General features: G+C 67.3%; 13 protein-coding genes. 6 read left to right on the top strand and 7 right to left on the bottom strand.

The genetic code is table 11. From position 1 onward, the window contains the following. Nucleotides 1-107: 107 nt before the first annotated feature. From QHG62_RS15210 to leuS, 4 genes are all read right to left on the bottom strand, one after another. Nucleotides 108-1,400: a glutamate-5-semialdehyde dehydrogenase gene (locus QHG62_RS15210; RefSeq protein WP_281146466.1), complete on the bottom strand. Its 1,293-nt coding sequence runs from the start codon at nucleotides 1,398-1,400 to the stop codon at nucleotides 108-110. Nucleotides 1,401-1,466: 66 nt separating this feature from the next. Then, nucleotides 1,467-2,534: a DNA polymerase III subunit delta gene (gene holA, locus QHG62_RS15205; RefSeq protein WP_281146465.1), complete on the bottom strand. Its 1,068-nt coding sequence runs from the start codon at nucleotides 2,532-2,534 to the stop codon at nucleotides 1,467-1,469. A 27-nt stretch (nucleotides 2,535-2,561) separates the two neighbouring features. Further along, nucleotides 2,562-3,083: an LPS assembly lipoprotein LptE gene (lptE, locus tag QHG62_RS15200; RefSeq protein WP_281146464.1), complete on the bottom strand. Its 522-nt coding sequence runs from the start codon at nucleotides 3,081-3,083 to the stop codon at nucleotides 2,562-2,564. Between the two features lie 14 nt (nucleotides 3,084-3,097). Then, nucleotides 3,098-5,728: a leucine--tRNA ligase gene (gene leuS, locus QHG62_RS15195; protein ID WP_281146463.1), complete on the bottom strand. Its 2,631-nt coding sequence runs from the start codon at nucleotides 5,726-5,728 to the stop codon at nucleotides 3,098-3,100. A gap of 117 nt (nucleotides 5,729-5,845) precedes the next feature. On the opposite strand from leuS, the gene QHG62_RS15190 reads away from it, so the two are divergent. Both QHG62_RS15190 and QHG62_RS15185 read left to right on the top strand, forming a co-directional pair. Continuing rightward, nucleotides 5,846-6,823, top strand: coding sequence for a Bug family tripartite tricarboxylate transporter substrate binding protein (locus QHG62_RS15190; RefSeq protein WP_281146462.1), 978 nt, complete (start codon nucleotides 5,846-5,848; stop codon nucleotides 6,821-6,823). Beyond that, nucleotides 6,816-7,895, top strand: coding sequence for an NAD/NADP-dependent octopine/nopaline dehydrogenase family protein (locus QHG62_RS15185; RefSeq protein ID WP_281146461.1), 1,080 nt, complete (start codon nucleotides 6,816-6,818; stop codon nucleotides 7,893-7,895). Before QHG62_RS15190 ends, QHG62_RS15185 begins: the two co-directional genes overlap by 8 nt. On the opposite strand, the gene QHG62_RS15180 is transcribed toward QHG62_RS15185, so the two are convergent. From QHG62_RS15180 to QHG62_RS15170, 3 genes are read right to left on the bottom strand one after another with little or no spacing between them, the layout of a single operon-like run. Beyond that, a complete protein-coding gene (locus QHG62_RS15180) occupies nucleotides 7,890-8,489 on the bottom strand; it encodes a peroxidase-related enzyme (protein WP_281146460.1) in 600 nt (199 codons plus the stop codon). The two genes, QHG62_RS15185 and QHG62_RS15180, sit on opposite strands and share 6 nt — an antisense overlap. Further along, on the bottom strand, nucleotides 8,486-9,010 hold the full coding sequence (locus QHG62_RS15175; protein ID WP_281146459.1) for a CMD domain-containing protein: 525 nt from the start codon (nucleotides 9,008-9,010) through the stop codon (nucleotides 8,486-8,488). The genes QHG62_RS15180 and QHG62_RS15175 overlap by 4 nt, the downstream gene beginning before the upstream one ends. A 37-nt stretch (nucleotides 9,011-9,047) precedes the next feature. Next, a complete protein-coding gene (locus QHG62_RS15170) occupies nucleotides 9,048-10,523 on the bottom strand; it encodes an FAD-dependent oxidoreductase (protein WP_281146458.1) in 1,476 nt (491 codons plus the stop codon). Between the two features lie 141 nt (nucleotides 10,524-10,664). Here QHG62_RS15170 and QHG62_RS15165 point away from each other — a divergent pair, with 141 nt between their 5' ends. The 4 genes from QHG62_RS15165 (at nucleotide 10,665) to glgC (ending at nucleotide 17,980) form a co-directional block, all read left to right on the top strand. Continuing rightward, complete coding sequence (locus QHG62_RS15165) at nucleotides 10,665-12,341, top strand: alpha-glucosidase (protein WP_281146457.1); 1,677 nt, start codon at nucleotides 10,665-10,667, stop codon at nucleotides 12,339-12,341. 5 nt (nucleotides 12,342-12,346) lie between these two features. After that, nucleotides 12,347-14,518, top strand: coding sequence for a 1,4-alpha-glucan branching protein GlgB (glgB, locus tag QHG62_RS15160; RefSeq protein ID WP_281151663.1), 2,172 nt, complete (start codon nucleotides 12,347-12,349; stop codon nucleotides 14,516-14,518). 7 nt (nucleotides 14,519-14,525) lie between these two features. After that, nucleotides 14,526-16,598, top strand: a complete 2,073-nt coding sequence (glgX, locus tag QHG62_RS15155) for a glycogen debranching protein GlgX (RefSeq protein WP_281146456.1) — start codon at nucleotides 14,526-14,528, stop codon at nucleotides 16,596-16,598. An 83-nt stretch (nucleotides 16,599-16,681) separates the two neighbouring features. Continuing rightward, nucleotides 16,682-17,980 carry a glucose-1-phosphate adenylyltransferase gene (glgC, locus tag QHG62_RS15150; protein WP_281146455.1) on the top strand — a complete coding sequence of 433 codons (1,299 nt, stop codon included), beginning with the start codon at nucleotides 16,682-16,684 and terminating at the stop codon, nucleotides 17,978-17,980. Nucleotides 17,981-17,982 lie beyond the last annotated feature (2 nt).

The following is a 17,982-nucleotide window of genomic DNA, read 5'->3' as shown; positions in this document are numbered from 1 at the left end:
TTGGATTTGTACTTGAAGGTATAGCGGAATTGTAGGATTTGGGGGTGGCCGCCCCAATGACAAGACTACGTATACCGGACTTGGTTCAGTCCGCCGCGTTCCAGGTCTCAGGTGCGCACTTCGCCCTGCCCCAGCACCACGTACTTGAGCGAGGTCAGCCCTTCGATGCCGACCGGCCCGCGCGCATGGAATTTGTCGGTGCTGATGCCGATCTCGGCCCCCAGGCCAAACTCGAAACCGTCTGCGAAGCGTGTACTCGCATTGACCATGACGCTGGCCGAATCGACCTCGCGCAAAAAGCGCTGCGCATGCACATGGTCGCGCGTGACGATGGCGTCGGTGTGATGGCTCGAGTAGCGGTTGATGTGCGCGATGGCTTCGTCGACGCCTTCGACCACCTTGATGCTGATCACCGCGGCAAGGTATTCCTCGGACCAGTCGGACTCGACCGCATCGACGATTCTTGCGTTTGAACCTGCGGCATCGTCCGCTCGCAGGATGCGCGCTGCAGCCGGGTCGCAGCGCATTTCCACGCCCTTGGCCGCAAAGATGGCCCCAATGCGGGGCAGGAAGTCTTCGGCCACCGCGGCCGACACCAGGAGGCCTTCGGCCGCGTTGCAGGGGCTGTATTTCTGGGTCTTGGCGTTGTCGACGATGCGCAGCGCCATTTCAAATTCGGCCGAATCGTCCACATAGACGTGGCAATTGCCGTCCAGGTGCTTGATGACCGGCACCTTGGCGTCGCGGCTGATGCGCTCGATCAGGCCCTTGCCGCCGCGCGGAATGATCACGTCCACGAACTCGGGCATGGCAATGAGCTGGCCCACGGCCTCGCGGTCGGTGGTTTGCACCAATTGCACCGCATCGACCGGCAGGCCGGCTTCGGCGAGTGCCTCGGACACCAGCAGCGCCAGCGCCTTGTTCGACTCGATGGCTTCCGAACCGCCGCGCAGAATGGCCGCGTTGCCGCTCTTGATGGCGAGGCTCGCAGCCTCGATGGTCACATTGGGGCGGCTCTCGTAGATCATGCCGAACACGCCGATCGGCACGCGCATCTGGCCGACGCGAATGCCGCTGGGCTGCTGCTTCATGCCGATGATCTCGCCGATCACGTCCGCCATGCCGGCGAGCTGCTCGCAGCCCTGGGCCACCGTCTCGATGACCTTGGGCGTGAGCTTGAGGCGATCGACCATCGGCGCCGGCAGGCCCGCGGCCGTGGCACGCTCCAGGTCCCTCTGGTTGGCCTCCGAAAGGCTGAGGCCGGCTTCGCGCAGGCGCTTGGCCAAGGCCTTCAATGCTCTGTTTTTGGTAGCTGCATCCGCACGGGCCATGAGGAATGCGGCGGATTTGGCTTGCAGGCCGAGGGCCTGCATGTGCTCGCTGACGTTGAACGCGTTCATGTCGGCATTTTCCTGCATTTGGATCAACCCCGGGCTTTGCACCCCTTGGGCGTTGTCCTTTCTCCCTCAGCGAGAGGGAACCGGGCCACTGCTGCAAGCGCGGCACAGCATCAGCGCCAGACGCTGCAGCGCCTGCCAGCCGCTGGCGGGCCAATCGGGCTGCTTGAGGCCCTTGCAAATGCCGTCCACCACATGCGCGGCGCGCAGCAGCCGGGCCAGCATGCGGTCGTCGAGCCTTGGCAGCACGCGCTCGAAGGCACGTTCGCGCGGGCCCCAGATGCGGTTCTCGCGCAGCGCCATGGGCAGCGGACGGCCCGAGGCCATCGCATCTTTCACGCGCTTCAGTGCCCGGATGTCCTCGGCAATCGTGTAGTGCACCAGCACTTCGGCCTCGCCTTCGGCCTGCAGGCCGTCGAGCATGCGCGCCACGCGCTGCGGATTGCCCGCAAGCACGGCCTCCGACAGCTTGAACACGTCATAGCGCGCCACGTTGTTGACCGCGGCCTCCACCTGCTCCCAGCTCAGTTCGCCCGCCGGATGCAGCAGGGCGAGCTTCTGGATTTCCTGGTGCGCCGCAAGCAGGTTGCCTTCGACGCGGTCGGCAAAGAATTGCAGCGTGCGCTGGCCCTCATCGCCCGGCATCACGCGCTGGCCCTGCAGGCCCAGCCGCTGCGCAATCCATTGCGGCAGCGCGGCACGTTCGATGGGGTCGACCTGGATGCTCGCGCCGTTGTTCTCCAAGGCCGAGAACCAGGCGCCCGTGCGCGTGGCCTTGTCCAGCCGCGGGAGCATCACGAGCGTGAGCGTGCTGTCGTTGCCCTGCGCCGCTTCAGCCAATTGCTGCAGCGCCGTGCTGCCGTCCTTGCCGGGCTTGCCCGAGGGAATGCGGATCTCGACGATTTGCTTGTCCGCGAAGAGCGAGAGCGAACCGCCCGCCGCAAGCACCGCGCTCCAGTCGAAGTGCGCGCCGGCCACGGTGTACGAACTGCGCTCGGTATAGCCCTGGGTGCGCGCCGCGGCGCGAATGGCATCCGCGGCCTCTTGCGCGAGCAACGGTTCGTCGCCGTGGATCGTGTAGAGAGACTTCAGCCCCTTTTGCAGATGGGGCCCGAGCTGGGCGCTGGCAAGTTGCATGGGATCGCGGCAGGCGCAGGCTCGCGCCTAGAGTTCCTTGACCGCAGCCAGGCGGCGCATCAGCTGCTGCGCGATGTCGGCCTGCATGTCGCGGTACAGCAGCTCGGCCTCGCCGTCTTTCGCAAGCGCATTGGTTTCGTTGAAGCTCAGGTCGCGCGTCTGCGAAACCTCGGTTGCCGGCAGCAATGTCTTGCCGCCGGGCGTGCGCAGCGAGAAGCGCACGCGCAGCTGCAGCTGCAGTTCGCGCAGCGCGCCTGCGGAGTTGGTCGAGATCACGAAGCGGTCGCGGCTCTCGTTGAGAATCTCGAGAATCGCGTCGGCCGTCTGCGCGTCGGCGGGCGGCACCAGCGTCACGGTGCCGGCCGCGCGCATTTCGCGGCGCAGCCGGTTGATGAGCTCCGAATTGCCCGACACGGCCAGCGTCTTGAACGCGAACACGGGCGCCTTGCGCAGCTCGAACCCGCAGCCGGCCAGCGCGAGGCTTGCGCCCGCGGCGGTCAGGCCCAGTAGAAAGCTGCGGCGCGGCAGCGAGGCAATTCGATTGTTCATGCTTGAGTCGTTATTCAAATGACCACGTTGACCAGGCGGCCGGGCACCACGATGACGCGCTTGGCCGGCGCACCTTCAGCGAACTTGACGAAGTCGTCGCAGGAAAGCGCGAGCTGTTCGATCTCGGCCTTGGAAGCGCCGGCCGGCACGCGCAGCGCGCCGCGCAGCTTGCCGTTGACCTGCAGCATGAGCTCGATCTCGTCCTGCTCGAGCGCAGCCAGGTCCACCACCGGCCACGGTGCGTCGAGCAGGCCGCCCAGTTCCTTGTCGTAGCCGAGCTGCTGCCAGAGCTGGAAGGCGATGTGCGGCGTGGCGGGGTAGAGGCAACGCAGCAGAATGCCGAAACCTTCACGCAGCGCGGCAGCGTCGCCGGCGCTGCCGTCTGGCTTGAAGCCTTCGAGCGCGTTGAGCAGCTTCATCGCACCCGACACCACCGTGTTGTATTGCATGCGCTGGTAGTCGTAGTCGACCTGGCGCAGCACGGTGTGCACCTCGCGGCGCAGCGCCTGGGCGTTCTTGCCGAAAGACTGGCCGCCGACGGCCACGGGCTGTACGTCGGCCTGCGCCACGCCGAAGTTCCACACCCGGCGCAGGAACCGGTAGCTGCCTTCGACGGCCGCGTCGTTCCACTCGAGCGTGGCTTCCGGCGGCGCGGTGAACATGGTGTACAGGCGCGCGGTGTCGGCGCCGTACTTCTCGATCAGGTCTTGCGGGTCGACGCCATTGCGCTCGCTCTTGCCCATCTTGCCGACACCGCCGTACTCGACCTTCATGCCGTCGGCGGTGGTGCCTCCGACGATGCGGCCCTGCGCGTCGAGCACGGGCGTTACCTCCAGCGGCGGGTGGTAGTTCTTGCCGCCTTTTTCGTCGCGGTGGTAGTAGATGTGGTTCAGCACCATGCCCTGCGTGAGCAGCTTGCTGAAGGGCTCATCGGCCTTCACAAGGCCCAGGTCGCGCATCACCTTGGTCCAGAAGCGCGCGTACAGCAGGTGAAGAATCGCGTGCTCGATGCCGCCGATGTACTGGTCCATCGGCATCCAGTAGTCGGCACCCTCGGCCACCATCGCCTGGTCGTTCTTCGGGTCGCAGTAGCGCATGAAGTACCACGAGCTGTCGACGAAGGTGTCCATGGTGTCGGTCTCGCGCCGCGCGGGCTTGCCGCAGACGGGGCAGACCACGCCGGCATGGAAGCCTTCGTGCTTGGCGAGCGGGTTGCCCGAACCGTCGGGCACGCAATCGGTCGGCAGCACCACTGGCAGGTCCTTCTCGGGGACCGGCACCGCGCCGTGTTCGTCGCAATGGATGATCGGGATCGGCGTGCCCCAGTAGCGCTGGCGGCTCACGCCCCAGTCGCGCAGGCGCCAGGTGGTCTGCATCTCGCCAAGGCCCTTCTGGCCGAGCGCATGCGCCACGGCGGCCACGGCCTCCTTGTGGGTCATGCCGCTGAAGTTGTCGGAGTTGATGGTGACGCCGCGCTGCTTGTCGCCATACCAGTCCTGCCACTTGTGATAGTCGAAGTGCGGCTCGTCGTCGACCAGCACCACCTGGATGATCTCGATGCCGTACTTGTTGGCAAAGGCAAAGTCGCGCTCGTCGTGCGCGGGCACACCCATCACGGCGCCGTCGCCGTAGTTGATGAGCACATAGTTGCCCACCCACACCGGCACCTGCTCTTCGGTGATCGGGTGCGTCACGGTGAGTCCCGTGGGCACGCCCTTCTTTTCTTGCGTGGCAAGCTCGGCCTCGGTGGTGCCGCCGGCCTTGCATTCCTCGATGAAGGCCGCGACCTTGGGGTCGAGCGTGGCGGCGTGCGCGGCCAGCGGATGCTCGGGTGCCACGGCGCAGAAGGTCACGCCCATGATGGTGTCGGCGCGCGTGGTGAACACGTACATGCGGCCGTCCTGGATCAGCTGGCCGCTCGCGTCCTTGATGTCGTGCGTGAAGGCGAAGCGCACGCCCTCGCTCTTGCCGATCCAGTTCTCCTGCATCAGCTTGACGCGTTCGGGCCAGCCCGGCAGCTTGTGCTGGGTGTGCTCGAGCAGTTCTTCGGCGTAGTCGCTGATCTTCAGGTAGTAGCCCGGGATCTCGCGGCGCTCGACCGTGGCGCCGGTGCGCCAGCCCTTGCCGTCGATCACCTGCTCGTTGGCGAGCACGGTCTGGTCGACCGGGTCCCAGTTGACGACCTGGGTCTTGCGGTAGGCAATGCCCTTTTCGAGCATCTTCAGGAACAGCCACTGGTTCCATTTGTAGTAGCTCGGGTCGCAGGTGGCGATCTCGCGGCTCCAATCGATGGCCAGGCCCATGGCCTGGAGCTGCCCGCGCATGTAGTCGATGTTCTCGTACGTCCACTTGGCCGGCGGCACGCCGTTCTTGAGCGCCGCGTTCTCGGCCGGCAGGCCGAAGGCGTCCCAGCCCATGGGCATGAGCACGTTGTAGCCGCTCATGCGCAGGTAGCGCGTGAGCATGTCGTTGATGGTGTAGTTGCGCACATGGCCCATGTGCAGCTTGCCGCTGGGGTACGGCAGCATCGAGCAGGCGTAATACTTTTTACGGCTCGCGTCCTCGGTGACGCGGTAGGCATCGGCGGCGCTCCATTGCGCCTGGGCAGCGGACTCGACGTCGCTGGGTTTGTAGCTGGGGTTCATGACGGTTCGGCAGGAGCCCGGCTCGGAGCGGCCGGGGAAGGCGGATTATCGCGCCGGACTAGACTCGCCCCCAGAAATGCGGGACTTCCTGCCACCTGACGCAGATCGGAAAAAGCCATGAAACTGCTTTGGAAACCCCTCGCTCTGGGCCTAGCGGCCTGCCTTGCCACTGCCACGCCGCTGTGGGCGCAGCAGGCCAACAACGACAAGCCGCTGCGAATCGTCGTGCCCTTCGCCCCGGGCGGCGCGCAGGACGTGATTGCCCGATACCTGGGCGCCAAGCTGACCGAAAAGCTGGGCGGCACCGTCATCGTCGACAACAAGGCGGGTGCTGGCGGCATCGTGGCGGCCGATGCGGTGGCCAAGGCGACCGACGGCGCCACCGTGCTCCTGGCCACCGGCGGCGCCATCACCATCACCCCCCACCTGCAGGCAAAGATGCCGTACGACCCGGCGCACGACCTCGCGCCCGTGGCCCTGGTCGGGGACACGCCCATGACGGTGGCCGTGCGCACCGAAAGCCCCTACAAGACCTTGGCCGACCTGCTGCGCGACGCCAAGGCCAAGCCCGGCCAAGTCACCTACGCATCCACCGGCAACGGCACGGTGTCGCACCTGACGGGCGCGCTGCTGGCGCAGGCGGCCGGCGTGAACCTGCTGCATGTGCCGTATCGCGGCGCGGCCCCGGCGCTCACCGACCTGCTCGGCGGGCAGGTGGCGCTGATCGTGACCAGCGCAGCCTCCATCGAGCCGATGGTCGCAAGCGGCAAGGCCCGCGTGCTCGGCACCTTCTCGCGCGCGGCGCTGCCCAGCCTCGGCACCCCGCCGACGGTGGCCGAGGCAACAGGGCTGCCAGGCATGGACGTGCCGGTCTGGGTCGGCGTGATGGCGCCGGCACGCATGCCCGCGGCCGGCATCGAAAAGCTGTCGGCAGCGCTGGTCGAGGTGTGCAACCTGCCCGAAACGAAACAGCGTTTTGCACAGCTCGGCGCCGTGAACACCTGCGGCGCCGGTCCGGCGCTGGCCAAAGTCATTTCGGAAGACAGCCAACGCTGGGAGAAGGTGATCAAGCAGGGCGGGATCAAGGTTGACTGAGCCGGCGGGAAAGCGCTACCAGGTAGGCATTGCCGGCGCTGGCGCTATCGCGCTCGCCAGCGCCGCGTGGCTCAGGCAGGCGGGGCACGGCATCACGCTCTGGTCGCCCGGCGGGCAGGGCGCCGACGCGCTGCGCACACAGCCGCTCGAAGCCAGCGGCGTGCAGCCGTGCACCGTCACCGTCGAGGTGGCGAGCGATGCGGCCGAGCTTTGCGATGCCTCGGATGTGCTGCTGATCGCACTGCCGGTGAACGGGCACAGGCGCGTGATGGATGCGCTGCGGCCCTTTCTGCGCGATGGGCAGACGGTGATCGTCAGCTCGATGGCCTCGCTGTCTTCGCTCTATCTCTACGAAAGCGCCCTTCGTGCGGGTCTGCGGATCACCGTCGCGAGCTTCGGCACCACGGTGCTGACCGCGCGCCGCGAGTCGGGCACGCAGGTCAAGGTGATGACGCGGCGCAAGGCGGTCGGCGTGTCCGCGCTGCCGGGCGTCAACCTCGAGGAGGCCGTTGCCCTGTGCACCGCCCTGTTCGGCAACGGCTTCTTTCCGCAGCAAAACACGCTGGCCAGCGCACTCGCGAACGTCAATCCGCAGTCCCACGGCCCGCTCGCCATCTTCAACTGGAGCCGCATCGAGCGTGGGGAAAACTGGCCGCAGTACCACTGCATGACCCCCGGCGTGGCCCGTGCGATCGAGGCGCTGGACCTCGAACGGCGGGCCGTGGCCAAGGCCTTCGGCATCGAACTCGGGCCCATCGAGGAACACTTTGCGCGATCGTTCGGCACCGAATCGGCGCGGCTCGAAGACATTGCGGCCGAGCTGCATGCCAAGCGCGGCGGCCCGCCGGGGCCTGTGCGCACCGACACCCGCTATGTGACCGAAGACATGCCCTACGGACTGGCGTTCATCGAGGCGCTGGGCCGGATTGCCGGCGTGCCCACGCCAGCGACGCGCACCATCGTGGATGCCGCCTCGCTGGTGGGCGGCACCGACTTCCGGCAGCAGAACGACCTGCTGGTGCCCCTGAATCTGTCCGCTGAAACCGTGCCCGGGCTGCTCGCCCGCCTATGAGGTTGCGGTTGCCTCGGGAAAGACCGGCTCGCCCAGGTTGAGCATCAGCCGGTTGGCCCAGGCAAAAAGCGCCACCGAGTGGATCAGGTCGAGGATCTCGAGTTCGGTCAGCCCCACCTCTTTCAGCGCTTTCACGTCTTCCGCCGAAAGCTTGTCGGGCTCGGCGCCCAGGCGCATCGAAAATTCGACGATGGCCTTTTCGCGCGGCGTCGTGCCCGCGGAAGCCGGCTCCTCGAACACCTGCGAGATCACGTCGTTGCGCTTGGCCAACTGCTCGAAACGCTGCGCATGCACCGAGGCGCAGTACACGCAGCCGTTGACGCGCGATTCGACCGTGGCGCCCAGCTCGCGCTCGGCCCGCGGCATGCCGCCCGGCGCAAACATGATCGCGTTGAAGGCAATGGAGCGCTGCAGCAGCATCTCGGGCTGATGCGCCAGCACCAGAAAGTAAGGCGACGTACGCGCCTGCGGGCTCATCTCGTCGAGCGCGGCCAGTTGCGCCGGCGTGGCGGAGGCAACGTCGACTGGGTCGAGCCAGGGCTTCCAGCCCAGCACCTCGTTGGTAAAGCCCTTGATGCGGATCGGCGTGGTCATTGCGATACCTCCGAAGCTGCGAGCGCCTGCAGGCCCGCGACCATGCGTATCTGGTAGGACAAGAAGGCGATCAGTTGCCCGAGCGCGACGATGGCCGGTGTCGAAAGGCCCGCTTGGGCCAGCGCCTCGACCGAGGCCTTGTCGCCGTCGATGGGGCGCTCGATCAGGCTGGCGGTGAACGCCAGCACCGTGCGCAGCCGCGCATCCGCCACCGGGGCGCCGCTCCCGACGGCTGCAACCAGTTCGCGGTCTGCGCCCTCGGCCAGCAAGCGCTCGCGGTAGTGCGCGGCAAGCGTCGCGGCTTTGGAGACGCTGCAGGCGTGCACCGCCACCAGCAGGCGCTCGGCCACCGAAAGGCCTTCGACCGTGGGGGAGAACATGGCGTCGTAGCTGCCCTGCGTGGCCGCCACGACCTTGTCGCGCTGCAGCCGCAGCATGCGGGTGGCCTGGGTTGGCGCGAGCGGCACCGAAGCGTCGACCACGTCGAGCGGTGCGGATGCGTCGTAGGAAGTTGTTGTCATGGGTTTCAGTTCAATCCGGTTCAATGAGTCCGAAGGTTCAGCCACGCTCGGACGGCGGCGGTGCGGGCACCCATTCGTCGCCGAACAGTTCGGGCTCGCTGTAGGCCTCGATGTTGGCAAAGTGGTGCTCGAAATCTTCGCGATAGAACAGGCTGGCCATGCCGCTTGCAAGCCGCTTGGCGCCATCGCTGATAGCGGGAATATCGCCCGACACCGTGCCGTGCGACAAGGCCGCCGGGTAGCAGAAGCAATGGATTCGCTCGAGCCCCGGGCATTCGCCGGCCGTGCGCTCCTGAAACTCGAACACAGGGCCGAGATCGGGCGAGTCGGCCAGCTCCTGGTCTTCGTTGCCGGGCGTGGGCACGAAGCGGTCCTTCCAGGTGCGCACATGCGATGCGATGGCATCGAACTCGGGACGGCTGTTCCAGTCGACCTTGAAGCCGGTCGAGACAATGAGAAAGTCGAAAACGAAATCGCCCTTCGGCGTCGACACCCGCATCGACGCGCCTTGCGGTTCGATCGAAAGAACCGGGCAGCCGAAGTTGAAGAACGCATTCGGAAACCGCGACACGCGCAGCGTGCTGCCGTGCGGCGGCGGCACGTTCGCGACGTTGATGTAGTGGCGAATGCGCCACTTGAGCTCATCGGGCAGGTCGTAGTGCCCCTGCGTCAGGCCCGGCACTCCGGCGCCCTTGCCCTTGTTGACGCGCGGCAGGTCGGGCCGGCGGATCAGCAGCTCGACGCTGTGCGCGCCGCATTCCAGCGCGGTGGCCGCGCTGTCCATGGCCGAAGAGCCCGCACCGATCACACCCACGCGCAGGCCGGCCAGCTTGCCGTAGTCCATGGCGTCGGACGAGTGCGCCCATTGCGAGCGCGGCAATGCGTTGACGAAAGCGGGAACGGCCGGGCCGCCCAGGCCGTCGCGGCCGGTGGCCAGCACCACGCGGCGTGCCAGCACGCGCTGCGCTCCGGCAGGCGTGCGCAGTTCCAGCCGCACCAGCGGTGCATCCGGCAACGGCTTGATCCCCGTGACCGCGGTTTCGTTGCGCACGTCGACGTTCATCACGCGGCGGTACCAGACCAGGTAGTCCATCCACTGGAGGCGCGGGATCTTGTCCAGCGCCGCCCAGGCTTCGGCGCCGAACTGGGCCTCGAACCAGGCGCGGAAGGTCAGCGCGGGCAGGCCGAGCGCAGGGCCGGTCAGTTCCTTGGGCGAACGCAGGGTTTCCATGCGCGCGGTGGTGGCCCATGGCCCTTCGTTGCCTGGCGGCGAGCGGTCGAACACCACGGCGCGGACGCCCTGCTGTGCAAGGGCTGCGGCAGCCGCCAGGCCGGCCTGTCCGCCACCGATGATGGCCACATCGAGCACCGGCTCGCCCGCGTGCTCGCGAACGGGCATCCATGAGCGTGCTGGCCAGCCCAGGCATTCCAGGTCCTTGGCAAGCCGCCGCTCGAGCGCGGCAAGGCCTTCCGGCGAAGAAGAAAGTACGAGGGGAACGGAGTCGGTTGTCATCTTGCGAGCAGGAACGGGAGCGGGGTTCACATGAAACCCCTGCCCAGTGTAGAAAGCTTTTCAGGTGTGCCCGTATAGGCCCATGCATGGACCGGGCCCGGATCTCGCATGCCACAATGATTTTCAGACCACAGGGGCAGCATGCGCAGCAATCACGGCAGTAACAGCGAATGGTGGCGCGGCGCGGTGATCTACCAGATCTACCCGCGCAGCTTCATGGACAGCAACGGCGATGGCATCGGCGACCTGCCTGGCATCACCTCCAGGCTCGAGCACGTGGCGGGCCTGGGAGTCGACGCGATCTGGGTGTCGCCCTTCTTCCGCTCGCCGATGAAGGACTTCGGCTACGACGTGTCCGACTACCGCGACGTCGACCCGATCTTCGGCACCCTGTCCGATTTCGACGAGATGCTGGCCCGCGCGCATTCGCTGGGCCTGAAGATCATCATCGACCAGGTGCTTTCGCATACTTCGGACCAACACGCCTGGTTTGCCGAAAGCCGCTCGAGCCGCACCAACCCGAAGGCAGACTGGTACGTGTGGGCCGACCCGAAGCCCGACGGCACGCCGCCGACCAACTGGCTTTCGGTGTTCGGCGGCCCGGCATGGCAGTGGGACTCGCGCCGCCGGCAGTACTACCTGCACAGCTTTCTCAAGGAGCAGCCCGACCTGAACTTTCACTGCGCCGAGGTGCAGGAGGCCTTGCTCGGCGAAGTGCGTTTCTGGTGCGAGCGCGGCGTGGATGGCTTTCGCTTCGATGCATGCAACCACCAGTTCCACGATGCACTGCTGCGCGACAACCCGCCCGCCAGCACGGCCGCGCTGGACGAGGTGAGCACCGTGCGCGCCGACAACCCCTATGCGATGCAGCAGCACCTCTACGACAAGAGCCAGATGGAGAACCTGCTCTTTCTCGAAAGCCTGCGCAAGCTGCTCGATGACTACGGTGCGGTCGCGCTCGGCGAGGTGGGCGACGAGAACGCGCCGCCCGTGATGGCGCAGTACACCGAACTGGGCCGGCGCCTGCACCTGGCCTACAGCTTCAGCCTGCTGACGGCCGACCACAGCGCGCAGCACCTGCGCCACCAGGTCGAAACGCTCGATCAGGCGCTCGCACCCATGGGTGGTTGGGGCTGCTGGGCGGTGTCCAACCACGATGTGCCCCGCGTGGCCACGCGCTGGAGCAACGGCAAACCGGAAGACACCCGGCGCGACCGGCTCTGGCTCACGCTGCTGCTCACCCTGCGCGGCAGCGCCAGCATCTACCAGGGCGAGGAACTCGGCCTGCCCGAGGCCGAGGTGCCGTTCGAGTTGCTGCAAGACCCGTACGGCCGCGCGTTCTGGCCTGAGTTCAAGGGCCGCGACGGCTGCCGCACGCCCATGCCCTGGAAGGCCGACGAGCTTCACGCCGGGTTCACCACAGGCGGGCCCTGGCTGCCGGTCCACGGCCGCCACCTGCCGCTGGCGGTCGATCGCCAATCGACCGACCCCGACTCCATGCTCGCCTTCAGCCGCGCGCTGCTGCACTGGCGCCGCACGCAGCCGCTGTTGCGCACCGGCAGCATCGCTTTCTTCGATGCGCCCGAGCCGGTGCTGTGGTTCGAGCGGCGCGAGGGCAGCCAATCGCTGCAGGCGCTCTTCAACCTGGGCGACGAATCCGTTTCGGTCGCGTTGCGCGAGCCGCTCTCGCCGTTGCCGGGACACCCGCATTCGCCGCCGGCCGGCGCGCGCGTGCAGGCAACCGGCGACACGTGCACGCTGACCTTGGCACCCTACGGCGTCTTTTTTGGCCGCCCCGCCAGCGAAGAGCAAATGTGAAGAACATGCCACCGATGCTGCTGCCCGAACGCGAAGCGCGCGCGCTGATGCGCGCCGAACACGGCGACCCGTTTGCGGTGCTCGGGCCGCACGAGACACGCGACGGCCTGCAGGTGCGTGCACTCTTGCCCGGCGCGCACAGCGTGGCGGTGATGCACACGCGCACGGGCTGGCCGCTGGCCATGCTCGCCCGGCAAGACGGCACCGACATCTTTTCGGGCCTGGTGCCGGCGGCAGAGGCGCTGCTGGGCTATTCGTTCCAGGTCGACTGGGGCACGCACACCTCGCGGCTCGAAGACCCTTACCGCTTTCCGTTCGTGCTCGGCGAAACGGACGTGTGGCTGCTGGCCGAGGGCACGCACCTGCGGCCGTGGGAGCGGCTGGGCGCGCACCTGCGCGAAATGGATGGCGTCAAGGGCGTGGCCTTTGCGGTGTGGGCACCGAATGCGCGGCGCGTGTCGGTGGTGGGCGACTTCAACAATTGGGACGGCCGGCGCCACATGATGCGGTTGCGCCGCGAGTGCGGCGTGTGGGAAATCTTCGCGCCGCAAGTGGCCACCGGCGACAGCTACGAGTTCGAGATTCTTTCGTCCGAAGGCGAAGTGCTGCGCAAGGCCGACCCGTTCGCCTTTTCTTCGCGCCTGCGGCCTGAAACCGCCTGCGTGGTGGCACCGCTGCCTGCGCCGGTGGCCATGCCGCCCGAACGGACGGCGGCCAACGGCCGCGATGCGCCGGTCAGCATCTACGAAGTGCACCTGGGCTCGTGGCGCCGCAAGAATGGGCACGAATGGCTGGACTACCGCGAGCTGGCCGAAACGCTGGTGCCGTATGCGCGCGACATGGGCTTCACGCACATCGAGCTGCTGCCGGTCAGCGAGCATCCGTTCGACGGCTCGTGGGGCTACCAGCCCATCGGGCTGTATGCACCCACCTCGCGCTTCGGCACGCCGGGCGACTTTCGCCACTTTGTCGAAACCGCGCATGCGGCGGGGCTGGGCGTCATCCTCGATTGGGTGCCCGCGCACTTTCCGACCGATGCGCACGGCCTCGGCCGCTTCGACGGCACCGCGCTCTACGAGTATGCCGATCCGCGCGAAGGCTTTCACAACGACTGGAAGACGCTCATCTTCAACTACGCGCGCACCGAAGTGCGCAACTACCTGGTCGGCAATGCGCTGTACTGGCTCGAACGCTACGGCGTGGATGGCCTGCGCGTCGATGCGGTGGCTTCCATGCTCTACCGCGACTACAGCCGCAAGGCCGGCGAGTGGGTGCCCAACGCCTATGGCGGACGCGAGAACCTCGAGGCCATCGGCTTCCTGCGTCGCATGAACCACGTGGTGGGCGTGGAGCGGCCGGGCGCCATCACGCTGGCCGAGGAGTCGACGAGTTTTCCGGGCGTGACCCGGCCGCCCGAAGACGGCGGCCTGGGCTTTCACTACAAATGGAACATGGGCTGGATGAACGATACGCTCGCCTATGCGGGCACCGACCCGGTTCATCGCAAGCACCATCACCAGCAGATCACCTTCGGGTTGATGTATGCGCACAGCGAGAACTTCGTGCTGCCGCTGTCGCACGACGAGGTGGTGCACGGCAAGGGTTCGATGTTCGGGCGCATGCCCGGCGACGAATGGCAGAAGTTCGCGGGGCTGCGCAACCTCTACGGCTACCTGTGGGCCTACCCGGGAAAGAAGCTGCTTTTCATGGGGAGCGAATTCGCCCAGGTGGCCGAATGGAACGCGGACCGCAGCCTGGACTGGCACCTGCTGGAGCACCCGATGCACCAGGGGGTGCGCCGTCTGGTGCGCGACCTGAACAATGTGTACCGGCACTTCCCTGCCCTGTACGAGCTGGACACCGAAAGAGCCGGCTTCGAGTGGATCGTGCACGACGATGCCGACCAGTCGGTGTTCGCCTTCGTGCGCCGGGCGCGCGACGGCTCGTTCGTGGTGGCGGTGTGCAACTTCACGCCGCTGCCGCGTCACGGCTATCGGCTGGGGGTGCCTGCGGCAGGCGCGTACCGCGAGGCCATCAACACCGATGCCGCGGTGTACGGCGGCAGCGGTGTGGGCAATGGCGTGGTCGAGAGTTCATCGACCCGCTGGCACGGGAAAGACCATGCAATTGAAATCAGCGTGCCGCCCTTGGCCACGGTGATGTGGGTATTGGCTTGATCGAACGATGCTGAATACAGGCTCCCCCTTTCCCCTTGGCGCAACGCTTTCGCCAAACGGCGTGAACTTTGCGCTCGTGGCGCCGAACGCCGAGGCTGTCGAGCTTTGCCTGTTCGACGCGACGGGCCGCAACGAGCAGCAACGCATCCGGCTGCCCTCCTTCGCCGATGGCGTCTGGCACGGCCTGCTGCCGAGCGGACGCGCCGGGCTGGTCTACGGCTATCGAGTGCACGGCCCCTGGGCGCCGCACAAGGGGCAGCGGTTCAACGCCGCCAAGGTGCTGCTCGACCCGTATGCGCGCGAGATCGTCGGCGCATACGACGGCAGCGACCTGTTCCTGGGGCATGACCCTGCGAGCCCGGACCAAAGGAATACGCGCGACAACGCCGCCGTGGCGCTCAAGGCCCGCGTGGCGGCGCCCGGCGACACGGCGGCAGCCCCGGGCCATGCCCGCATTCCGGCCGGCGAGCGCGTGCTCTACGAACTGCATGTGCGAGGGCAGACCCGGCTGCACCCCGCCGTGCCCGCCGCACTGCGCGGCACCTACGCCGGCCTGGCCGAGCCCGCGGTGCTCGACCATCTGCAGTCCCTTGGCGTGACCACGCTGAGCCTGATGCCGGTGCAGCACCGCGCCGACGAGCAGCGGCTGCTCGCCATGGGCCTCAGCAACTACTGGGGCTACAACACCATCGGCTGGTTTGCGCCCGAGGCGCGCTACTGGAGCGGCCGCCCGGGCACCACGCCGGCCAGCGAGTTCCGCGCCATGGCCGACGCGGTGCACGCGCGCGGCATGGAGCTGGTGATCGACGTGGTCTACAACCACAGCGCCGAGACCGACGAGTTCGGCCCCACGCTCTCGCTGCGCGGCATCGACAACGCGCTGTACTACCACCTGCGTTCGGACGACCGCGCGCTGTATGCCAACTGGACCGGCTGCGGCAACTGCTTGAATCTGGCCGAGCCGCGCGTGCTGCAGCTGGTAATGGACAGCCTGCGCCATTGGGTTTGCGAACTCGGGGTGGACGGCTTCCGCTTCGACCTGGCGCCGGTATTGGGGCGCGGTGCCGATGGCAACTTCGACCCGCGCGCGCCCTTCTTCGCGGCCGTTGCGCAAGACCCGGTGCTCTCGCGCACGCTGCTGATCGCGGAGCCCTGGGACATCGGCGCGGGCGGCTACCGGCTCGGCGAATTTCCACCGGGCTGGCTCGAGTGGAACGACCGCTACCGCGATACGCAGCGCGGCTTCTGGCTGCGGCAGGGGCGCGGGGGCGCGGCGGGCCTTGGCGATTTTGCGCATCGCTTCACCGCATCGAGCACGCAGTTTGCCCACCACGGCCGTGCGCCCACCGCGAGCGTCAACTTCATCACCGCGCACGACGGCTTTACGCTGCGCGACCTGCTGAGCTACGAGGAGCGGCACAACCAGGCCAACGGCGAGAACAACCGCGACGGGCATGCCCACAACCTGGGCAACAACTTCGGGGTCGAAGGGCCGAGCGACGACCCCGCCGTGCGGGCCGCGCGCGGCCGGCTGCAGCGGGCACTGCTCGCCACGCTGCTGCTCTCGCAAGGCACGCCCATGCTGCTGGCCGGCGACGAGCTCGGCCACAGCCAGCAAGGCAACAACAACGCCTACTGCCAGGACAACGAAACCACCTGGCTCACGTGGATCGGCACGCATGAACCCGCAACCGATGCCGCCCGCCTGAGCGCCTTCGTCGCACGGCTCATCGCCCTGCGCCGCGAAGCGCCCGCGCTGCGCAGCACGCGCTGGTGGCCTGCGCGGCAGGCACCGGGAACACCGGGCATCCGCTGGCTGCGGCCCGACGGATCGCCCATGCAAGACGCCGACTGGAACCACGGCACGGCGCTTGCAATCCTTTTCGAAGCCGCGGCGGCGGATGGAGCCGACTGGCTGGTGCTGGTGAATGCGGGGCCGGAGGGCGTTTCATTCGAACTGCCTCCCGGCGGCTGGGAGTGCCGGCTCGCGACCGCCTCCGAGGCGGACCTCGCTACCGACCAGACCCATGCGGGCGCGGTGGAAGTGCCGTGCTCTAGCCTGTGGATTGCAAGAACGTAGGAGCCAGCCGTGCGGCACGGTGCTAGGCTGGCTGCGGAAACCCTGACGACGACGAGACGACCCGACAACGAACGGAGACCCCAATGGACAACAACAGCACGCCGCACGCACCCCTTCAGGCGCATCAACTGGTTCGCCGCACCATCGCGCTGGTGCTGGCCGGCGGGCGCGGTTCGCGCCTGAAGCAGCTGACCGACCGGCGGGCCAAGCCGGCGGTCTACTTCGGTGGCAAGTTCCGCATCATCGATTTCGCGCTGTCCAACTGCCTCAACTCCGGCATCCGGCGCATGGCGGTGGTCACGCAGTACAAGTCGCACTCGCTCATGCGCCACCTGCAGCGCGGCTGGAGCTTCCTGCGCGCGGAGCTCAACGAAATGGTCGACGTGCTGCCCGCCCAGCAGCGCACGGGCGACGAGCATTGGTACCGCGGCACGGCCGATGCGGTGTTCCAGAACCTGGACATCATCCAGACCCGCTCGACCAAGCACGACTACGTGGTGGTGCTGGCCGGCGACCACATCTACAAGATGGACTACTCGATCATGGTCAAGGACCATGCCGAACGCGGCCTGGGCTGCACGGTCGGCTGCATCGAGGTGCCGCGCATGGAGGCCACGGCGTTCGGCGTGATGGCCATCGACGATGGGCGCCAGATCACCGCCTTTCTCGAAAAGCCGGCCGATCCGCCCGCCATGCCGGGCCACCCGGACCTGGCGCTGGCCAGCATGGGCATCTACGTGTTCGACTCCGAATACCTCTACCAGCTGCTCGAGGAAGACGCCGCCAACCCCGACTCGAGCCACGACTTCGGCAAGGACATCATCCCGCGCGCCGTGGCGCAGGGCCGCGCGCTGGCGCATCCGTTCGGCATGTCTTGCGTTACCCGGGCCTCGCGCGGACCCGACGCCAGGGCCTACTGGCGCGACGTGGGCACGATTGATGCATTCTGGGCAGCCAACCTCGATCTGGCCTCGATCACCCCCGAGCTCGACATCTATGACACAGACTGGCCCATCTGGACCTACCAGCGGCAGTTGCCGCCGGCCAAGTTCGTGCTCGACCGGGACGGCAAGCACGGCATGACCGTCAACACCATCGTGTCAGGCGGCTGCATCGTCTCGGGCTCCAAGGTGAGCAGCTCGGTGCTGTTCTCGGGCGTGCGCATCCATTCGTTCTGCGAAATCAACGAGGCCGTGCTGCTGCCCGATGTGGAGGTCGGCCGTGGCTGCAAGCTCAACCGCGTGGTCATCGACCGCGGCTGCGTCATTCCGGACGACATGGTGATCGGCGAAGACGCAGAGGCCGACGCCGCGAACTTCGAGCGCACGGAAACCGGCGTGGTGCTGGTCACGCGCGAAATGCTCAAGCGACTGGCTGCCTGAGG

The organism is Variovorax paradoxus (assembly GCF_029919115.1).
GTDB lineage: Bacteria > Pseudomonadota > Gammaproteobacteria > Burkholderiales > Burkholderiaceae_C > Variovorax > Variovorax paradoxus_O.
This window is presented reverse-complemented; position numbering and strand designations above follow the sequence as displayed.

Bases quoted from the DNA above. Each gene is read 5' to 3' on its own strand.
- QHG62_RS15210 (WP_281146466.1), bottom strand. From the start codon at position 1,400: ATGAACGCGTTCAACGTCAGCGAGCACATGCAGGCCCTCGGCCTGCAA.
- holA (WP_281146465.1), bottom strand. From the start codon at position 2,534: ATGCAACTTGCCAGCGCCCAGCTCGGGCCCCATCTGCAAAAGGGGCTG.
- lptE (WP_281146464.1), bottom strand. From the start codon at position 3,083: ATGAACAATCGAATTGCCTCGCTGCCGCGCCGCAGCTTTCTACTGGGC.
- leuS (WP_281146463.1), bottom strand. From the start codon at position 5,728: ATGAACCCCAGCTACAAACCCAGCGACGTCGAGTCCGCTGCCCAGGCG.
- QHG62_RS15190 (WP_281146462.1), top strand. From the start codon at position 5,846: ATGAAACTGCTTTGGAAACCCCTCGCTCTGGGCCTAGCGGCCTGCCTT.
- QHG62_RS15180 (WP_281146460.1), bottom strand. From the start codon at position 8,489: ATGACCACGCCGATCCGCATCAAGGGCTTTACCAACGAGGTGCTGGGC.
- QHG62_RS15175 (WP_281146459.1), bottom strand. From the start codon at position 9,010: ATGACAACAACTTCCTACGACGCATCCGCACCGCTCGACGTGGTCGAC.
- QHG62_RS15170 (WP_281146458.1), bottom strand. From the start codon at position 10,523: ATGACAACCGACTCCGTTCCCCTCGTACTTTCTTCTTCGCCGGAAGGC.
- QHG62_RS15165 (WP_281146457.1), top strand. From the start codon at position 10,665: ATGCGCAGCAATCACGGCAGTAACAGCGAATGGTGGCGCGGCGCGGTG.
- glgB (WP_281151663.1), top strand. From the start codon at position 12,347: ATGCCACCGATGCTGCTGCCCGAACGCGAAGCGCGCGCGCTGATGCGC.
- glgX (WP_281146456.1), top strand. From the start codon at position 14,526: ATGCTGAATACAGGCTCCCCCTTTCCCCTTGGCGCAACGCTTTCGCCA.
- glgC (WP_281146455.1), top strand. From the start codon at position 16,682: ATGGACAACAACAGCACGCCGCACGCACCCCTTCAGGCGCATCAACTG.